This window comes from Alteribacillus sp. YIM 98480 (assembly GCF_009765375.1).
In the GTDB taxonomy this organism is placed as follows: domain Bacteria; phylum Bacillota; class Bacilli; order Bacillales; family Marinococcaceae; genus Alteribacillus.
Window position 1 is genome coordinate 140,253 of the sequence record NZ_VTOK01000003.1, and the last position, 15,424, is coordinate 155,676.

Annotated in this window: 14 protein-coding genes and 1 pseudogene; 4 read left to right on the forward strand and 11 right to left on the reverse strand. The window is 39.4% G+C overall.

Going from position 1 to position 15,424, the window contains the following annotated elements; translation table 11 throughout:
- Positions 1–285 precede the first annotated feature (285 nt).
- Both FZF09_RS05465 and splB read left to right on the forward strand, forming a co-directional pair.
- Positions 286–543, forward strand: a complete 258-nt coding sequence (locus tag FZF09_RS05465; RefSeq protein ID WP_158735564.1) for a transcriptional regulator SplA domain-containing protein — start codon at positions 286–288, stop codon at positions 541–543.
- A complete protein-coding gene (gene splB, locus FZF09_RS05470) occupies positions 536–1,564 on the forward strand; it encodes a spore photoproduct lyase (RefSeq protein ID WP_158735565.1) in 1,029 nt (342 codons plus the stop codon). The genes FZF09_RS05465 and splB overlap by 8 nt, the downstream gene beginning before the upstream one ends.
- A gap of 287 nt (positions 1,565–1,851) precedes the next feature.
- On the opposite strand, the gene FZF09_RS05475 is transcribed toward splB, so the two are convergent.
- Together FZF09_RS05475 and FZF09_RS05480 are read right to left on the reverse strand one after the other, a co-directional pair.
- The gene (locus FZF09_RS05475; protein ID WP_158735566.1) at positions 1,852–2,478 is read right to left on the reverse strand and encodes an FMN-dependent NADH-azoreductase; all 627 of its coding nucleotides are present in this window, start codon (positions 2,476–2,478) and stop codon (positions 1,852–1,854) included.
- A gap of 101 nt (positions 2,479–2,579) precedes the next feature.
- Positions 2,580–3,017, reverse strand: coding sequence for a MarR family winged helix-turn-helix transcriptional regulator (locus FZF09_RS05480; RefSeq protein WP_158735567.1), 438 nt, complete (start codon positions 3,015–3,017; stop codon positions 2,580–2,582).
- A 414-nt stretch (positions 3,018–3,431) separates the two neighbouring features.
- Here FZF09_RS05480 and FZF09_RS05485 point away from each other — a divergent pair, with 414 nt between their 5' ends.
- Complete coding sequence (locus FZF09_RS05485; protein ID WP_370514426.1) at positions 3,432–4,205, forward strand: pirin family protein; 774 nt, start codon at positions 3,432–3,434, stop codon at positions 4,203–4,205.
- Positions 4,206–4,269: 64 nt separating this feature from the next.
- Here FZF09_RS05485 and FZF09_RS05490 read toward each other — a convergent pair whose 3' ends face one another.
- Both FZF09_RS05490 and FZF09_RS05495 read right to left on the reverse strand, forming a co-directional pair.
- A complete protein-coding gene (locus FZF09_RS05490; protein WP_158735568.1) occupies positions 4,270–5,478 on the reverse strand; it encodes a hypothetical protein in 1,209 nt (402 codons plus the stop codon).
- Complete coding sequence (locus FZF09_RS05495; RefSeq protein ID WP_158735569.1) at positions 5,471–6,007, reverse strand: RNA polymerase sigma factor; 537 nt, start codon at positions 6,005–6,007, stop codon at positions 5,471–5,473. Before FZF09_RS05495 ends, FZF09_RS05490 begins: the two co-directional genes overlap by 8 nt.
- An 813-nt stretch (positions 6,008–6,820) precedes the next feature.
- On the opposite strand from FZF09_RS05495, the gene FZF09_RS05500 reads away from it, so the two are divergent.
- Positions 6,821–7,762, forward strand: coding sequence for an SDR family oxidoreductase (locus FZF09_RS05500; RefSeq protein WP_158735570.1), 942 nt, complete (start codon positions 6,821–6,823; stop codon positions 7,760–7,762).
- Positions 7,763–8,023: 261 nt separating this feature from the next.
- Here FZF09_RS05500 and FZF09_RS05505 read toward each other — a convergent pair whose 3' ends face one another.
- From FZF09_RS05505 to FZF09_RS05540, 7 genes and pseudogenes are all read right to left on the reverse strand, one after another.
- Positions 8,024–9,145, reverse strand: a complete 1,122-nt coding sequence (locus FZF09_RS05505; RefSeq protein WP_158735571.1) for a metal ABC transporter solute-binding protein, Zn/Mn family — start codon at positions 9,143–9,145, stop codon at positions 8,024–8,026.
- Positions 9,146–9,233: 88 nt separating this feature from the next.
- A pseudogene (locus FZF09_RS22760) lies at positions 9,234–9,989 on the reverse strand (ATP-binding cassette domain-containing protein).
- Positions 9,990–10,003: 14 nt separating this feature from the next.
- Positions 10,004–10,777 carry an ATP-binding cassette domain-containing protein gene (locus tag FZF09_RS05520; protein ID WP_158735574.1) on the reverse strand — a complete coding sequence of 258 codons (774 nt, stop codon included), beginning with the start codon at positions 10,775–10,777 and terminating at the stop codon, positions 10,004–10,006.
- Positions 10,770–11,612 carry an ABC transporter permease gene (locus tag FZF09_RS05525; RefSeq protein ID WP_158735575.1) on the reverse strand — a complete coding sequence of 281 codons (843 nt, stop codon included), beginning with the start codon at positions 11,610–11,612 and terminating at the stop codon, positions 10,770–10,772. Before FZF09_RS05525 ends, FZF09_RS05520 begins: the two co-directional genes overlap by 8 nt.
- A gap of 1 nt (position 11,613) precedes the next feature.
- Positions 11,614–12,549, reverse strand: a complete 936-nt coding sequence (nikB, locus tag FZF09_RS05530; RefSeq protein WP_158735576.1) for a nickel ABC transporter permease — start codon at positions 12,547–12,549, stop codon at positions 11,614–11,616.
- The gene (gene nikA, locus FZF09_RS05535; RefSeq protein WP_158735577.1) at positions 12,549–14,027 is read right to left on the reverse strand and encodes a nickel ABC transporter substrate-binding protein; all 1,479 of its coding nucleotides are present in this window, start codon (positions 14,025–14,027) and stop codon (positions 12,549–12,551) included. Before nikA ends, nikB begins: the two co-directional genes overlap by 1 nt.
- A gap of 24 nt (positions 14,028–14,051) precedes the next feature.
- Positions 14,052–15,401, reverse strand: a complete 1,350-nt coding sequence (locus tag FZF09_RS05540; RefSeq protein ID WP_158735578.1) for an MATE family efflux transporter — start codon at positions 15,399–15,401, stop codon at positions 14,052–14,054.
- Positions 15,402–15,424: the final 23 nt, after the last annotated feature.

A 15,424-nucleotide genomic window follows, 5' to 3' on the forward strand; every position in this document is an offset into this window, starting at 1 on the left:
TTAAATTCACACTTAAGTTCATTATACAGTATCTAGCCCGTCCCCTGTATTAAATTAAAATGAAGTTGAAATCAAAGGAGTTGTTTCAAACACGTTATCTGCTCCTTATTTTTATCGAAAATACATAAAGTGTATATGAGGAACAAAAACGATTATTCCTTTAGCTTGAAGTTAGAACAATTAATATCGTGTACATATTAAATATATTTTCACTACATTTTCAGAGCACATCTTTTTACGTTATTGATACATACTAACAACAATTTCAGGAAAGAAGGTGACGATATGGAGCAGCGAGAAACGTTTCAACCAGGAAATGTGGTCTATGTGATGTATCGCAATCCGCATGCACAAGATGTTGCCAATGTACAAGAAGCGGCCGTCGTAGAAAATCCTGAAAACCCCGGTGAATTATGTCTTTTTTTATATGATACGTATTATCCTTTAGATGAAGAAATGGCCATATACCATACAGAAGCTGAAGCAGAAAAAGCGTACGAATATTATTTTGGATCTTCAGAGGGCGGAGATATTATTGGTTAAACCGTTTGTTCCTCAATTAGTTTATGTAGAACCTCGTGCGCTTGATTATCCTCTTGGCCGCGAGCTAGTGAATAAATTTGAGAAAATGGACATCGAAATACGCGAGACAACTTCCCATAATCAAGTGCGAAATCTACCGGGAGAAAGTGATTTTCAACGGTACCGTATGGCAAAATCAACCCTGGTTATAGGAATACGAAAGACATTGAAGTTTGACACATCAAAACCATCTGCAGAATATGCCATCCCGTTTGCTACGGGGTGTATGGGACACTGTCATTATTGTTATTTACAAACAACGATGGGCAGCAAACCGTATATTCGTTCGTATGTCAATCTAGAAGATATTTTTGAAAGTGCGGAGAATTATATGAAAGAACGAGCTCCAGAGATTACCCGGTTTGAAGCCTCCTGTACGTCAGATATCGTAGGAGTTGATCACCTCACGCACACATTAAAGCACGCTATCGAATACTTTGGGGAATCAGAATATGGAAAGCTTCGATTTGTGACTAAATTTTCTCATGTGGATCATTTGCTCGATGCAAAACATAATAGACGTACCCGATTTCGATTCAGCATCAATGACGATTATGTTATCAAATATTTTGAACCAGGAACGTCACGCCTAAATGAACGGATTGAAGCAGCAGTAAAAATTGCAAACGCTGGATATCCGTTAGGATTTATCGTTGCTCCCATTTACTTACATGAGGGCTGGGAAGAGGGTTATGAGGAAATGTTTGAAAAGCTTGCATCCGAGCTGCCTGAACACGCTAAAAAAGATCTTACGTTTGAATTTATTCAGCACCGTTTTACGAAACCAGCAAAAAGGGTTATCCAAAAAAACTATCCTATGACCAAGTTAGAGCTGGATGAAAATAAACGAAAATGGAAATGGGGACGTTACGGAATTGGCAAATACGTATACACAAATGACGAACAAAAAACCATGAAAGAAGCATTAGCGCATTCGATGAATGAGCATTTCCCTGAAGCGAAGCTGGAGTACTTCACGTAGGACCAATTTATTTTCTCATTATTAAACTCGGCATGTCACAACGTCTTTTTGGTACATGCCGAGTTTTATTTCTTCCTTTGCATACCTTATGTTGAATCTAGAAACCATTACACTTTTCTATTCCAAAAGTTTGGATACTGCCAGTTTTTTTAGTAGGCAGACCTAATGTGTCTCAAGCCGCTGCCCTGCCATAAAGTTCCTTAGCATAAAACCCATACAAGAGCGTCTTGCAGATTTTTTTACTTTATTCGGTCCCGCTCATTTTTAAACGAGTTTGTAAATAAAAATTAAAAGGTAGAAGCCACAGCAGCTGTTTTGTCGAGTCCTTCTTCAATGATTTCTTCTGCTTTGTCTGGAAATTGGTTATGACCTTCGACAATTACTGTAGTAATATCTTGTACACCCCAAAAACCTAGTAATGTTTTCACGTAATTAACTGCCATTTCAGCAGATTGGGCCGGTCCTTCAGAATAAACCCCGCCTCTTGCGTTTAAAAGAACAACCTTTTTATCCGTTAAAAGACCAATTGGACCTTCTTCTGTATAGCGGAATGTCTTCCCAGCTTGAGCCAAATAATCTAAATACGTATGCAATGCTGCCGGAACAGTGAAGTTCCAAAGCGGGAATGCAAAGACGATTTTATCCGCATCAAGAAATTGATTCAAATACTTATTTATCAAGGTTGTCGCTTCCTGTTCGGAGGAAGTTAACTCCATCCCTTTGGAAAGCTTAAACATTCCATTAATCTTATCTGTATCATAATAAGGTAAATTTTCTTCAAATAAATCAAGTTCGGTTATAATATCTTCTGGATTTGCTGCTTTATAATTTTCCAGAAACGTTTCGTAAAGTTTTACACTCACCGCTTGTTCTATTGGTCGAGAATTTGCCTTAATAAATAATACATTTGCCATTAAAAAAACCTCCATTTTAAAAAAGTTGCTATAGCAACTTTTTATCAAAATTTTTTGTAACGTAAGCTCCAAACATGGAGAAATACCGCTTTGCACCTTCTTCATCTTAAAAATCGATCCACGTTATGGTTGATTTTAGATAAAAGACGTTCTAATTCATTAAGCTCTTCCTGGGAAAACCCCTTGCACACTGTTTCGTTAAATTCTTCTGCAATTGGTACGACTTTTTCACCTAGACTTTTTCCTACAGACGTAAGATAAAGCTTTAACACACGGCGATCCTCTACACTGTTAACCCTTTTAATAAACCCTTTTTGTTCAAGATTGGAAGCCATCCGTGCCACATTTGTTTTATCTTTTTTAATTTTTTCTGCGATCTGGCTTTGAGTCCGGCCATCTTCTTCCCATAATAACATCATAACTAAATTTTGCTCTGGCGCCAGATTGTAGTCTGCTAACTTGGACTTAATATAGTTCGTTAGAGCCAAATCGATGTTATGAATTTTTATACTAATGTAATCTTGAATGGATAATTTCAAGGTACATCCTCCATTAATTTTTTCAGAGCCTGCTTACAAGTTCACAGTATAAACAGACTGCTGTTATATTGTCAACGAATTTTATTTACCTTATGAAAAGGGAAATATTTGGAATAGGACTTTTTCGCTAGCAATTTGTTTGACTCTATTGCCTTATTTATTTAGAATAATTTTATTGCTCATCATAATAGAAAAATTTTTAGAATGCTAAGAAAGTACATTCATTGAAGATTACTCCCATTCTTTCCATCATTTAGCGCGTAGAAAATGTTTCTCTAATAGTTGCTATAACAACCATTAGAATAGGAGGATACCATTGTCAAAAGACGATAACCTTTTTCAAAGAAATGTAAAAGCCCATTGGTACGTCAAATATGAAGAAGCCTCTTTTCCTTTTATCAAAAGGGATGGATTTTGCCTGTAGAACGATGGGCAGATTTTGATCCATTTATATTGATGGCAGAGGACTGGTTTAAAAGAGGGGCTTTCTCTGATCACCTGCATAGAGGATTCCAAACGATTACATATGTGATCGATGGAAGACTAGAACACATCGATAATGGCGGCGGTCGTGATATTCTTGAACCAGGTGACTTGCAATATATGAATGCTGGCTCGGGTGCAAGACATGCAGAAGAAGGAGTGGAAAACGATATTGCCCACACCCTTCAACTATGGTTGAACATGCCCAAAAGTTTAAAACAAACGAAAACTTTTTATCAAAATGTTTACTCTGAAGACGCCCCCATCCTCCATTTTAATGGGGTCTCGGTGAAAGTTTTTTCGGGGAATATTGCCGGTATAACAGGTCCTTTGGAATCTGTCGTTCCTGTTACTATTTCTGAAATTTCCATCGCAGAGGGAGCGGAGTATGTTCATCTATTGCCTGAATCCCATAACGCATTTTTCTATGTGCTATCAGGTGATTTGGATTTTGGCCAAAATGCAGTGAATATGAAAAAACATGGAGTTGGTACATTAACATTTAATGAAAGCGGAGATGAAAAGAATACGAGTGAACTCGTAATAAAATCAAATAGCAGACGTTCAAAAGTTCTTGTATATTCGGGTACTCCGATAAAAGAAGAAATCGTGCCTCATGGACCATTTGTTATGAATACGATGGATGAGATTAAACAAGCATACCGCGATTTTCACAATAGCAAATTTGGACCATCAGCTGTTTAAACAGATACCAATCAGGGTTAAAGCCTCGCTCTTCACCTTTTATCAGAGCGAAGCTAAGGGATTGTTAGATCGTCCATTCATCATGAACTATAGCAACTAATTTCCAGGTGTTGTTCTCATCTTGTTCAAGCACAATATTAAGACTTGCCCAATCCATTCCTTCATCTTCTGAACTTTCTATATGATATTCCACGACAGCAGCTTCTGGAAAAACGTTTTTAATGTTATTTTTCATGTTCCCTCGTTGTTTTATTTCATCCACAACAATTTCATCTGCGTCTTGTAATCCCGGTTCATAAATAAATTCTTCATAATATTCACCCGGAGTCAGTTCAATTGTATTGCCGCGGCCGTCATAGACTCCCCATTCATATACCTGATTATCTTCAAAGAAGTGTTCTACTTCTTCTTGTTGAAATACTTGCGCGTCTTCGTCAATATTTACATATGGGGAAAAGAGTACCCCTTTATCAGGATGAACATGGCTGGCCAGCGTATTCATATCCTGGCTTGTAATCATATTTAAAACCGTTTGCGCAGTATTAACAAGGTCTGAATTTGTTTCATTTGCTGATTCATCAGCATCGTTTGAGTCGATTTCATCGACAATCCATTTATCGTCTTGATAGGCTGTATGAAAAATCATTTCCACATTTCCTAGTAATTCATTGTCACGTTCTTGTACTATTTTTACGTGTGTTTCTGTTACTTCTTCCAATTCAAATGGCTGCCCTTCTTCGAGCCAAGTTGGACCATCTTTTGCGATAACATAAACGCCATCTTCTTCCTCTGTAAAGTAAGAATCTGTCATCCATTGAGCTAGATCATCTGACATGGTCGTTTTAAAATGTTCCTTCACTTCCTCTTTTGTTTGATAAGAATCAATTTTTTGGTCATTCCCTGCTTCATTAATAAGTGATACAAAAGATTCTTTATAATCATTCATTAATTCAACGGCACGCTCTTTTGTAAAAGCTGGAATATCTTCTCCCTCATCCGGATCTTCGGAAGGTTGTTCATTTTCTTCAGAAGTGCCGCCTTGTGGCATTTCAGAATCTCCACCACCGGGAAGAACACCGGGCTGGCTCATAATAAGCAAGGTCGCAAGTCCAGCAGCCAACACACTTCCACCTGCTGCATATATTTTTTTCCACGACGATTTTTTCTTTTTCTTTTCTACGTTTTGAATAATCTTTTCAGGCGAAATCGTATCCGGCATGGCGTTGTATCCTTCTTCGAGCTCTTTCATACGCTCTTCAAAAGATTTACTCATCAGAAATACCCTCCTTCTCTATTTTTGCTTTTAGTTTCTGTTTAGCCCGCATGACCTGTGTCTTCACTCCAGATTCAGAAGTTCCGGTAACGTCACTGATTTCTTTATACGTTTGGTGATGAAAGTAATGAAGAACGAGCGGAACCCGGTATTTTTCATCAAGCGAGCGGATCAGCTCATGCAATTCCATCGCATCTTCGCTGACATTAAGAGTCGTGTATGTTTGAGAGGACGTTTTCTGCTTCATTTGTTCAATTTTCCGCTGCTGCCGCTTTTGCTTTCTCATCATATCCCTTGCGGTGTTTAAGGTAATAGAATAAAGCCAAGTTGTAAAAGTCCCGCCAGCGAAGCTATGGAGTGATCGGTATACTTTTAAAAACACTTCTTGTGTAACGTCTTCTACATCTTCTGGTTTGACACCAATTTGATAGGCAAAACGCTGGACGGTTTGATAAAAAGAATAAACTAGATCATGAAACGCTTCTTTATTTCCGTCACGGGCGAGTTCTAGTGATTCATTGCTGACCATTTCCTTTGCCCCCCTTATTGTATTTATTTCACTTATGGAACGTAGCAACAGAAAAAATAGTCCCATTTTTTTATAGAAAAAAATATTTTAGGCTTTTTATCACATGACAATTCGTTCTTAACCGCTGTTTATATAATTATTTCTTTATTCTTACAGTGACAGGAAGTTAAACGCAGAGGGTCTCATTCTTCGTTGCAACCAAAGGCTAGATCAGGGATTAATACCTGCATTAGACGTATTGACTTGGTCGAAAACAGGGCCTTCATTCTTCCGTGTTAATAATCATTAGAAAAACGTGGCTAGCGCTAAGCCTTTAGGTGAAGGCGATTGCCTAGTTGCACTTATACTGATTTCCTAAACATGTTGACGACGTCAATAATTCATCCATGTTAAAATATTATGCTTTTCTATCAGTATGAAAAAAGGCACGCTCCTTCGTAAACGTGCCTCATGAAAAAATATTTGCTATTCAGCTGTGGTTCATTTCCTATGCTTTCATTTTCATTTTTTTCTTTCATCCGGGCTTGATAGTCAAGTAAACCCTGGTGAAGCAACATGATCGACTGGTAATTTTATTAACAATAATTTTAGATTTTTCGCATTATGCATTATTTATTCATCCGACTCTTCATTCCTATTTTCTTGCCTCTAAAAGCTTCAAAACGACTACGAAATGGAAATACATAACCTTCATATTAATTACACAGAGAATAAACATTATTATGTATAATGATTTATATACAACATATGAATAGTACACTTTTCCGCTTATGACAGGCAGAGAAGGCAAATGAAGGAGGCGAATATGAAAATATGCAAGACCAAATTGTCGTTATTACCGGGGCAAATTCAGGAATTGGAAAAGCTGCCGCTGATCGATTTGCAAGAGAAGGATACACTGTCGTTATGGCTTGCCGAAACATTGAGAAAAGCCGGAATGTTCAAGCAGATCTAATTAATACATCAAAAAATAACCGGGTAGTCTTAAAACAACTTGACGTGTCTTCCTTTGATTCGATTCGCCAATTTTTCAGTACATTCAAAGAAGAATATAATAAATTAGATATTTTAATTCATAACGCTGCTTATTTTAATCACGGTGAAAAACACCGTCTTAGCACAGATAATTTTGAACTAACTTTTGCTACCAATGTATTTGGCCCTTACTACATGACAACATTATTAGTGGATTGTTTAAAGAAATCAGAAGATGCAAGAATCCTCCATGCTGGCAGCAATATAATTAAACACTTTTTTGATCCTAAACGAAAAACAGATCTTGTAGATTTGCAAGGAGTATACAAAAATAAGAAAAAATTCAGTGTTTACCAAATGTATTGTCAATCAAAGATCGCCCTTGTTATGTTGACCTTCAAGTTAGCAAAAGAGCTGGAAAGCGAGAGAATAAAAGTAAACGCCTTGCAAATCAATGGAGCAAAAATGTCAAAGAACACCATTCAGAAAGTGAAGCCTCGTTATAGGACAATTGCATGGATACAAAACATATTTTTCCCTTCTCCTGCCTATATGGCCGATAACTATTTTGAATTGTGCACCTCAGATAAATTTAAACAAACCACTGGAAAACTCTTTAATGATAAATTAGAAGTCATGACACCTTCTCCCAATCATCCTTTAAGCTTTTTTAAACAATTGAAACAAATCACCGGCAAACAAGTTTATCCCTCTTTTGCAAACGATAAATATACGACAGAAAAATTGTGGGAGATGTGCAGACGCGCTGTCGAGGAATAATAAGCTGTATTGAAGCTGAGAAACTCATTTTGTGTTCGTGAAAATGAAACTATTAAAAAATGAATAGTCGCTTTTACGGACACTTATGCCGTTAAATAAAAGGGCGAATGCGATGCCTCTACTATACTCAACTTATTCCTCTTCTTTTACTTTTCTAACCAGATAAAAAGCTATTGTCCCTTTACAAGAGAGTATCCAACTGATTTCGGGAATTAATATAAAATCCAGCCATGCTCTTTTGCGTGACTGGATATATTCGTATTAGTTATGACTGTGATCATGGTCGTCATGACTAACTTCATGCTCGTAATCTTCATGTTCATCTTCATGGTGATCAGATGATTTTTGTGACGGTGCAGTGTCACCTGAAAGCTGTAATGCGGTTTCGAGGTTATCCATATTTTGTTTCATCAAACTGAAATAATCTTCCCCGCTGTCTCTTTCTTCTTGAACGAGTGATGCCAAGTTGTGTAAATGTAAGGCCTCGGCTCCAACTTCATCTTGAACCACTTCTGTTACTTTAGAGGAAACATTCTTTTCGAGCATTACATGCTGTATCCCCGAATCTTTCACTATTTCAATAATTTCTCGCAGCTGTTTTTGTGAAGGCTCATCAGACGGGGCAAGACCTGCCAGACCAATTTGTTCTAATCCATAACGGTCTTCCCAATATCCATATGCGGAATGTGACACAATAAACTGATGACCTTCTGCAGCATCAACCATTTCAAAAAACTCTTTATCTAAATCCAATAATTGCTCTTTAAGATCTGCAAAGTTATCTTCAAATGTTTCTTTTTGCTCTGGTCTTAACTTAATAAGCGCATCTTTTATATTTTCCGCTGCTTCTACTGCTATTACAGGGTCTAACCATATATGCGGGTCAACCTCTCCATGTCCATGATCGTGTTCTTCTGATGATGCTTCTGACTCCTCGTTATGGTTATGTTCGTGAGCATGATCGTCTGTAAAACTTCTTAAGTCTATGCCTTTTGTAACTTCTATCGAAAGAACGCCTTCTTCTTGAGCCATTTTATTGATTTCTTCTGCGAATCCTTCCATTCCGGCTCCGTTAAATATAAATGCATCTGATTCAACGACATCTATCATCGTTTGTGAGGTTGGCTCAAAACTGTGAGCATCCCCTCCTGCAGGGACGAGATTGATAACGTCTACTTCCTCTCCGCCGATTTTATTAGCAAAGTCTTCCCAGGCAAACAAGGTAGTATAAATTTGTAACGGCTGTTCCTCCTCTTTTTCTTCACTCCTCGTTTCCTGTTCTTCTTCCATGCCACAAGCACTAGCGATTACTAAAAAAGTAAACCCTATAAATAATAACTTTAATACATTCTTCCACATAAATACCTTACCTTTCGTAATCATTACGATTTATCTTTTAGCATTATATCAAACTATTACGATTTGTAAATAATAATCGTTCTTTTTTACAAGTTCAACTCCTACGATTAAGCTACCCTTCCCACGCACTCGCTTCCATTAATAATTTGGTATAGCTGTGCCGGTCGTTCATCCCCATATCATTTTTATGAAAAGTGTCTATTATTTCTCCGTCTTTCATCACGATAAAACGGTCTGCAAGCTGAGAGACGACAGCAATATCATGGCCGATAAATAGAGTGCCCCGATCAGAATCTCCTATCTTTCGTTGTAATAACTCCAGCACCGTTGCCTGGGAGAGAACGTCAAGGTTCGAGGTAGGTTCATCCAGTACAAGAAAAGCAGGATGGATGCTTAGCGCTCTGGCAATGTGCACCCGCTGCTGCTGGCCGCCTGACAACGTTTCTGGTTTTCTATTAAGTAAACTTGGACTTAGTCCTACCCGTTCCATCCACAATTCAGCAAATTTCCTCTCATTGTTATGTGTCAGGTGCCGTCTTTTTTTAAGCGGCATGTTACGCACAGGTTCTAAAAAGGTGCGGCTGACGTTCTGACTGGGGAGAAAACTTTTTTGGTTATGCTGAAGAACGGCTTATGTTTCTTGTCTAAAGGTTCCTATTTCCTTACCAGTAAGCTTTTTTATACTTCTATCTCTCATTTTCAAATCGCCTTTTTGTACTTTCAATAAATAAAGACATAACTGAACAATTGTGCTTTTACCTGATCCGCTTTCTCCTACTATACCTACACACTCCCCAGGATAAAGAGAAAAACTTATATCACGTACCCCTTTGTTTGTATTCGGATAATAATAGAAAACATTTTTCATAGAAAATAAAGGTTTCAATGAACTCTCTCCTCCATTTTTGGCCGTTTTAATAATGGAATAGCACGACAAAGCTGCCTGGTTACTGTAAATTGTGGAGAAAGTAGAACAGATGCTGCACGGCCCTGCTCGATAATGCATCCATCTGCAAGATAATGAAGTACCTCTCTTAAATCGTGAGAAATCATTAAAATACTGCATTCTGTTTCTTCTCGTAAATTTTCCAACAGCTCCATAATAAGCTGAGAAGTTACAGCGTCCAGCGCTGAAGTTGGCTCATCTGCAATAATTAATTTTGGCTTCATGAGCCAGGCTGCTGCTAATGCCACCCGCTGAATTTGTCCTCCGCTTAACTGAGACGGATAGCTTTTAAGTATGACAGCAGGGAGTTTAACGGCATCCAGAGCGTTTAGCATTTTAACTTTTCTTTCTTTTTTAGACAACCCAGGATATTGGACTTTCACCATGTCATCCCACTGTTTATACATCGAAAGTAAAGGAAAGAACGAATGCCTTGGGTCTTGAAAAATATAAGAGATACTCCTGCTTGCTAATACGTCCAGCCTCTTTTTCTCCATTTTAGTTACATCTTCCCCTTCAAATATCACAGATCCGGAGAGCCGTTCCATGTTTTTGGGCAGCAGCGAACAAATAGCATGTGCGGTTAAGCTCTTGCCCGCCCCACTCGGCCCTGCTATAGCGTGCCATTCTTGATTTTCTAATTGGAAAGTAATGTTGTTTAAAAGAAATACATCTTCATGGCAAACCGTTAAATGACGGATTTCAAGCATAGCATCTATCCTCCATTGTCTCTTCTTTTTCTATTCGCCTATCTTTTAGCAATCGATCTCTGCATTTATCACCTGCTATATAAAAGAGAAGAGAAGTTAAAACAATCGCCAGTCCGGGAAAAAAGAGCAGGTGCGGGTGACCTTCTAAATAGGCCCTCGACTCGTTCAGCATCGCTCCCCATTCCGGTACAGGCGGCTGTGCACCAAGCCCGATATAAGATAAAGAAGCAATCAGAAGCATCACTTTGCCAATATCTGTGGTGCAAAGTACGAGAACGTGACCTGCGATAGCAGGGGAAATATGATAAAGAACAATCGAAAAAAAGGAACTGCCGTTTATACGCGAAATCATTACCGCCTGTCCTTGCATGACCTCTCTTGTAATTCCCCGCACGAGGTAGCTGTATTGAATCCATTTCACAAAAATTACTGCTAAAATGACATTAAACAGCCCTGGTCCGAGAACAGCACTTAATAGTAAAGCTAAAAGAAAGTCAGGAAACGCAAGAAACGCATCACCAAGACGCATAAGGAATTTGTCGGTTCCTTTCCCCTTTACTCCTGCTAAAATTCCTGCGGGTACGCCAATGAGTGCCGTGATAAATATCGAAAGGACACTAAAACCAACCGTATAACCAGCCCCATGTATAATTCTGGAGAAAATATTCCGTCCTAAATGATCTGTTCCTAACCAATGAACCAAAGATGGTCCTTGCAAACGGTCTGTTACCGAAATAGTAAAAGGACTGACCTGCCATGTAAGCGGAAGGATAAAAATTCCGACTAAAAAAAATCCCACAACAATAAGATAGATTTTATCAGGAAGTTTTTTCATGTTAAGGTCCCCCTTCTCCATAATGACCCAGTCCGAGAAGACGCAGCATAACATCACTTATTAGTTGAATAAACGTTACACCCGCAATCATTAATATGGTAAAGCACTGAATAACCGGAATATCCCGCCGGGTAATGGAATCAACGATAAGAGATCCTACTCCCGGAAAACCGAAGACTACTTCAATCACGACCGTTCCGCCAATTAAACTGCTTATACTTACTCCAAGCACAGAAAACACAGGAACTAGGGCTGCTCTAAATACATAGCCCCACCGTATTCGTCTTTTTGAAATACCTCGCAATGAAACTGCGGTAAGAGAAGGTTCAGCCATCGATTCTAAAAAGCTCGATCGAATCAGCCTGATATAAAAAGAAGACATCCCAATTCCAAGAGTCAAAGAGGGAAGAACGAGATGCCACCACGTCCCGCTCCCCATAGAAGGAAACCAGCCTAGTTGAACCGCAAACAGCTGAATGAAGAAAAGACCGAGTAAAAAGTTAGGAACGGAAGCTCCACTTATCGATATTAGTCTAGCACCAGAATCCACCCATGTCCCACGGTGTATAGCACTATACACTCCAAGTGGTGCCGCAACTCCCATTGCAACGATGAACGCCCCGGCACTCAAGGAGAGAGTTGCCGGAAATGCCTGCATAAGCATTTTGAGGGCCGGTTCTTGTGTCACATAGGACTCTCCCCAATCGAACCGTAAAAAACTTCCCACCCATTGAATATACTGTTTCCAGACTGGTTCATTGAGCCCCAGATCCTCTCTTACTTGTTCAAGCTGCTCTTCTGTTACCGTTACATCCTCTGCTCGCAAAATCGTAGTAGCTGGATCTCCTGGCGATAAACTAATCAATAAAAAGCTTATAGTAGAAAAAATCCACACAAAAAGAAGAAAACTTATGATACGCCGGCTTGCTGCTTTCATTATTCTTCGATCCCTATCTCATTTGTTATCATGTAGTATTCACTAGTACTCGTTTCCCACCCTGTAATCTCTTTTTTCATCGCAACACTATTTGTTGGGTGAACAATAAAAGAATGATAATATTCATCAAGAATCAAACTTACTGCTTCCTGAGATAATTTGTTTTGTTTCTCTCTATTACTCTCTTTATTAAATGCATTGATGTTTTCGGTCAATTCATCGTCTTCTACGTTTCCTACATTCAATCCACCATCCGGGGCGTAGGCAGTGTTTAATAAATAACTAGCATTTCCCTGCGGGGCGGTGACGAAACTATAAATAGAAAGGTCCCAGTTCGTGTTATTTGCAAGGTAGTCATCAATTTGTTCGTTGAGTTGAATGTCTATTGTAATTCCTGCTTCTTTCGCTTTGTCTTGTAACAATTGAGCGATTAAGGGAAGTTCGGGCCTTGCAGAGTAAGTTACCAGATTCAGCTCCAGCGGTTCACCATTCTTTACAGCCTTATCTTCCTCTATGGTATAACCAGCTTTTTCTAATAAATTGATGGCCTCCTCTACGTTTGACTCATGTTCCTTTCGCTCCGCAGAAAAATCAAAGTCCTCATGGAAAGGTCCTTTTGCTGGTACGGCTTCTTGGTTCATGGCTTCGACCACTTCCTGACGGTCAATTAATTGTTCAAGTGCTTTACGAACATTTTTATCCTGAAGCTCCGGATTTTCCATTTGATAAATGAGCTGGTGTGTACGCAGGCTTGAAACGGTATCGACCTGGTATTCATCTTCTAGTGTATCCACCTCTTCTACAGAAGGGCGGTAAACTATATCAGCGTCACCCGATTTTAAAGCAGCCAACCTGGAATTAGCATCTTCGTTAAATAAAACAATAACCTCTTCCAATTCGGAAGCACCGTCCCAATAATGATCGTATCTTTTTAGCTTGATGTATTGATTCGGCTTGAAGCTGTCCATTTCAAACGGACCGGTTCCGATCACTTCTTTTTTATCATCCAATGGCTTGATTATCGCTGTGTTCGGGTGAACCAGTTCGGATGGAAACGAAGCATTGCTTTCTTCTGTCTTGATCGTGAGTTCCTGACCGTCAGCTTCCATTTTTTCAATATCAAGAGATTCATCCATTGCTTCACTTTCTGACATGGTTTCTTCTAGTGACGTCTTCACAGCTTCAGCGTCAAGCTCTGCTTCATCATGAAAAGTGACATCCTCTTTAATCGTAAAGACCCAGGTGTTTTCATCCAATTGCTCCCATGATGCAGCAAGCCATGGCTCAACTTCTTCATTTTTTGTATGAGCCAATGTCTCTAAAGCTCCCATTCTCACCGCAGTATAGTTAATATCAACCGCTGGATGAATCACCTCGGCTGGATAATGAAAGGCATATGTAATACTTATTTTCATCTGCTGAGCCTGGAGCTTCGCATCCAGAAAATAGAATAGCTGCTCCCAACGCAAACAAAACAAACTGTTTCATTTCCCCTCCTGCTTTTAAATGACTTCCTGTTTAAAGTTTTTCTTAAAAGAATTACGTATTAAGGACGGAGTATACGCCCACAGCACAAGTGTACGTGTAAGAGAAAATACGATAAAAGCCAGCCAAAGCCCGTGGTTGCCCCAACCAGGCAAACACAAAACGAGCGTTAATAAAAATAACAACATAGCTGAGATTAAAGAGTTTCGTACCGGAGCTGCTTTTGTCGCTCCGGTAAAAAAGCCATACAGTTGAAGCCCCCAAAACGCGGCAATTGGAAACAGAATAATCCAGGCACTGTAATCTATAGCTGTAAGGGCTACTTCGTCTATAGAAGTAAATAATCCCACAAACCAGCTGCCGCTTACAATCATAAATAACACCCATCCAACAGCTATAAGAAAAGACCAGAATGCCCCTGTTTTCATCGTTCGCAAAAACAGAGAACGGTCATTTTTCCCTATCGCCCTGCCTGCTAAAATACTGCTCGCATTTGCTAATCCATCAAAAAAATAAGCCATAATGAAGTGCACTTGCATCAAAATAGCATTCGCCGCTAATGTTACTTCTCCAAATGACGTTCCAACTGACGTAAACACTCCGAAAACAGTCAGTAAGCAGGCTGTTCGAATAAATAAATCCCGGTTTACACGAATCATATGTAAAAGCGGACCTGCTTCCCAAACAGAAGACCAACTAAAGACGGAAAAAGTGAAGCCTGTTTTTTTCAAAAGATATAAGGCAGCAATAAGAACTCCTGTTATTTCAGCTATCAACGTAGCCAGCCCAATTCCGGCTGCTCCCATGTCTACGTAAAAAACAAATAAAACATCCAGTCCCATATTTAAAATGTTGCAGCCGAGCTGCAGAAAGAGAGCGACGTTTACGTGGGAACGGCCAATCAACCAACCTAAAAGGACAAACTGTATTAAGGCAAACGGGGCTCCCCAAATCCGGTAGGAAAAATACCCTTCTGCCTGCTCTTGTACAGCATCAGTCGGTTGAAGCAAATGTACAGCAGTTTGCCAGAGAGGGTACTGAGCAAAAATAAATAATAGACCGACTGCAGCTGCCAGCAGCAATGGCCTTGCCAGCATGATAAGCATCTCGTTTTCGTTTTGCCTGCCGGCAGCCTGCGCTGTGAATCCCGAGGTGCTCACCCGCAAAAAACCAAACAGCCAGTACAACGTATTAAAGATTAATGTTGCAATCGCCACTCCCCCTAAATAATGAGGAGCTTCTAAATAACCTACCACCACTGTATCCACTGCCCCTAAAAGCGGAGTAGAAATCGTCGCCAACATCAGCGGGATAGCAAGCGTGAGATAGTGACGGTGGCTGCCTTCCTGAAATGACTCATGTTTCATGCTATCTTCCCTTCTTTCATCAT

Coding starts and splice junctions, on each gene's coding strand:
- FZF09_RS05465 (WP_158735564.1), top strand. CDS start 286: ATGGAGCAGCGAGAAACGTTTCAACCAGGAAATGTGGTCTATGTGATG.
- FZF09_RS05475 (WP_158735566.1), bottom strand. CDS start 2,478: ATGGCAAATGTATTATTTATTAAGGCAAATTCTCGACCAATAGAACAA.
- FZF09_RS05490 (WP_158735568.1), bottom strand. CDS start 5,478: ATGAGTAAATCTTTTGAAGAGCGTATGAAAGAGCTCGAAGAAGGATAC.
- FZF09_RS05495 (WP_158735569.1), bottom strand. CDS start 6,007: ATGGTCAGCAATGAATCACTAGAACTCGCCCGTGACGGAAATAAAGAA.
- FZF09_RS05500 (WP_158735570.1), top strand. CDS start 6,821: ATGCAAGACCAAATTGTCGTTATTACCGGGGCAAATTCAGGAATTGGA.
- FZF09_RS05505 (WP_158735571.1), bottom strand. CDS start 9,145: ATGATTACGAAAGGTAAGGTATTTATGTGGAAGAATGTATTAAAGTTA.
- FZF09_RS05520 (WP_158735574.1), bottom strand. CDS start 10,777: ATGCTTGAAATCCGTCATTTAACGGTTTGCCATGAAGATGTATTTCTT.
- FZF09_RS05525 (WP_158735575.1), bottom strand. CDS start 11,612: ATGAAAAAACTTCCTGATAAAATCTATCTTATTGTTGTGGGATTTTTT.
- nikB (WP_158735576.1), bottom strand. CDS start 12,549: ATGAAAGCAGCAAGCCGGCGTATCATAAGTTTTCTTCTTTTTGTGTGG.
- FZF09_RS05540 (WP_158735578.1), bottom strand. CDS start 15,401: ATGAAACATGAGTCATTTCAGGAAGGCAGCCACCGTCACTATCTCACG.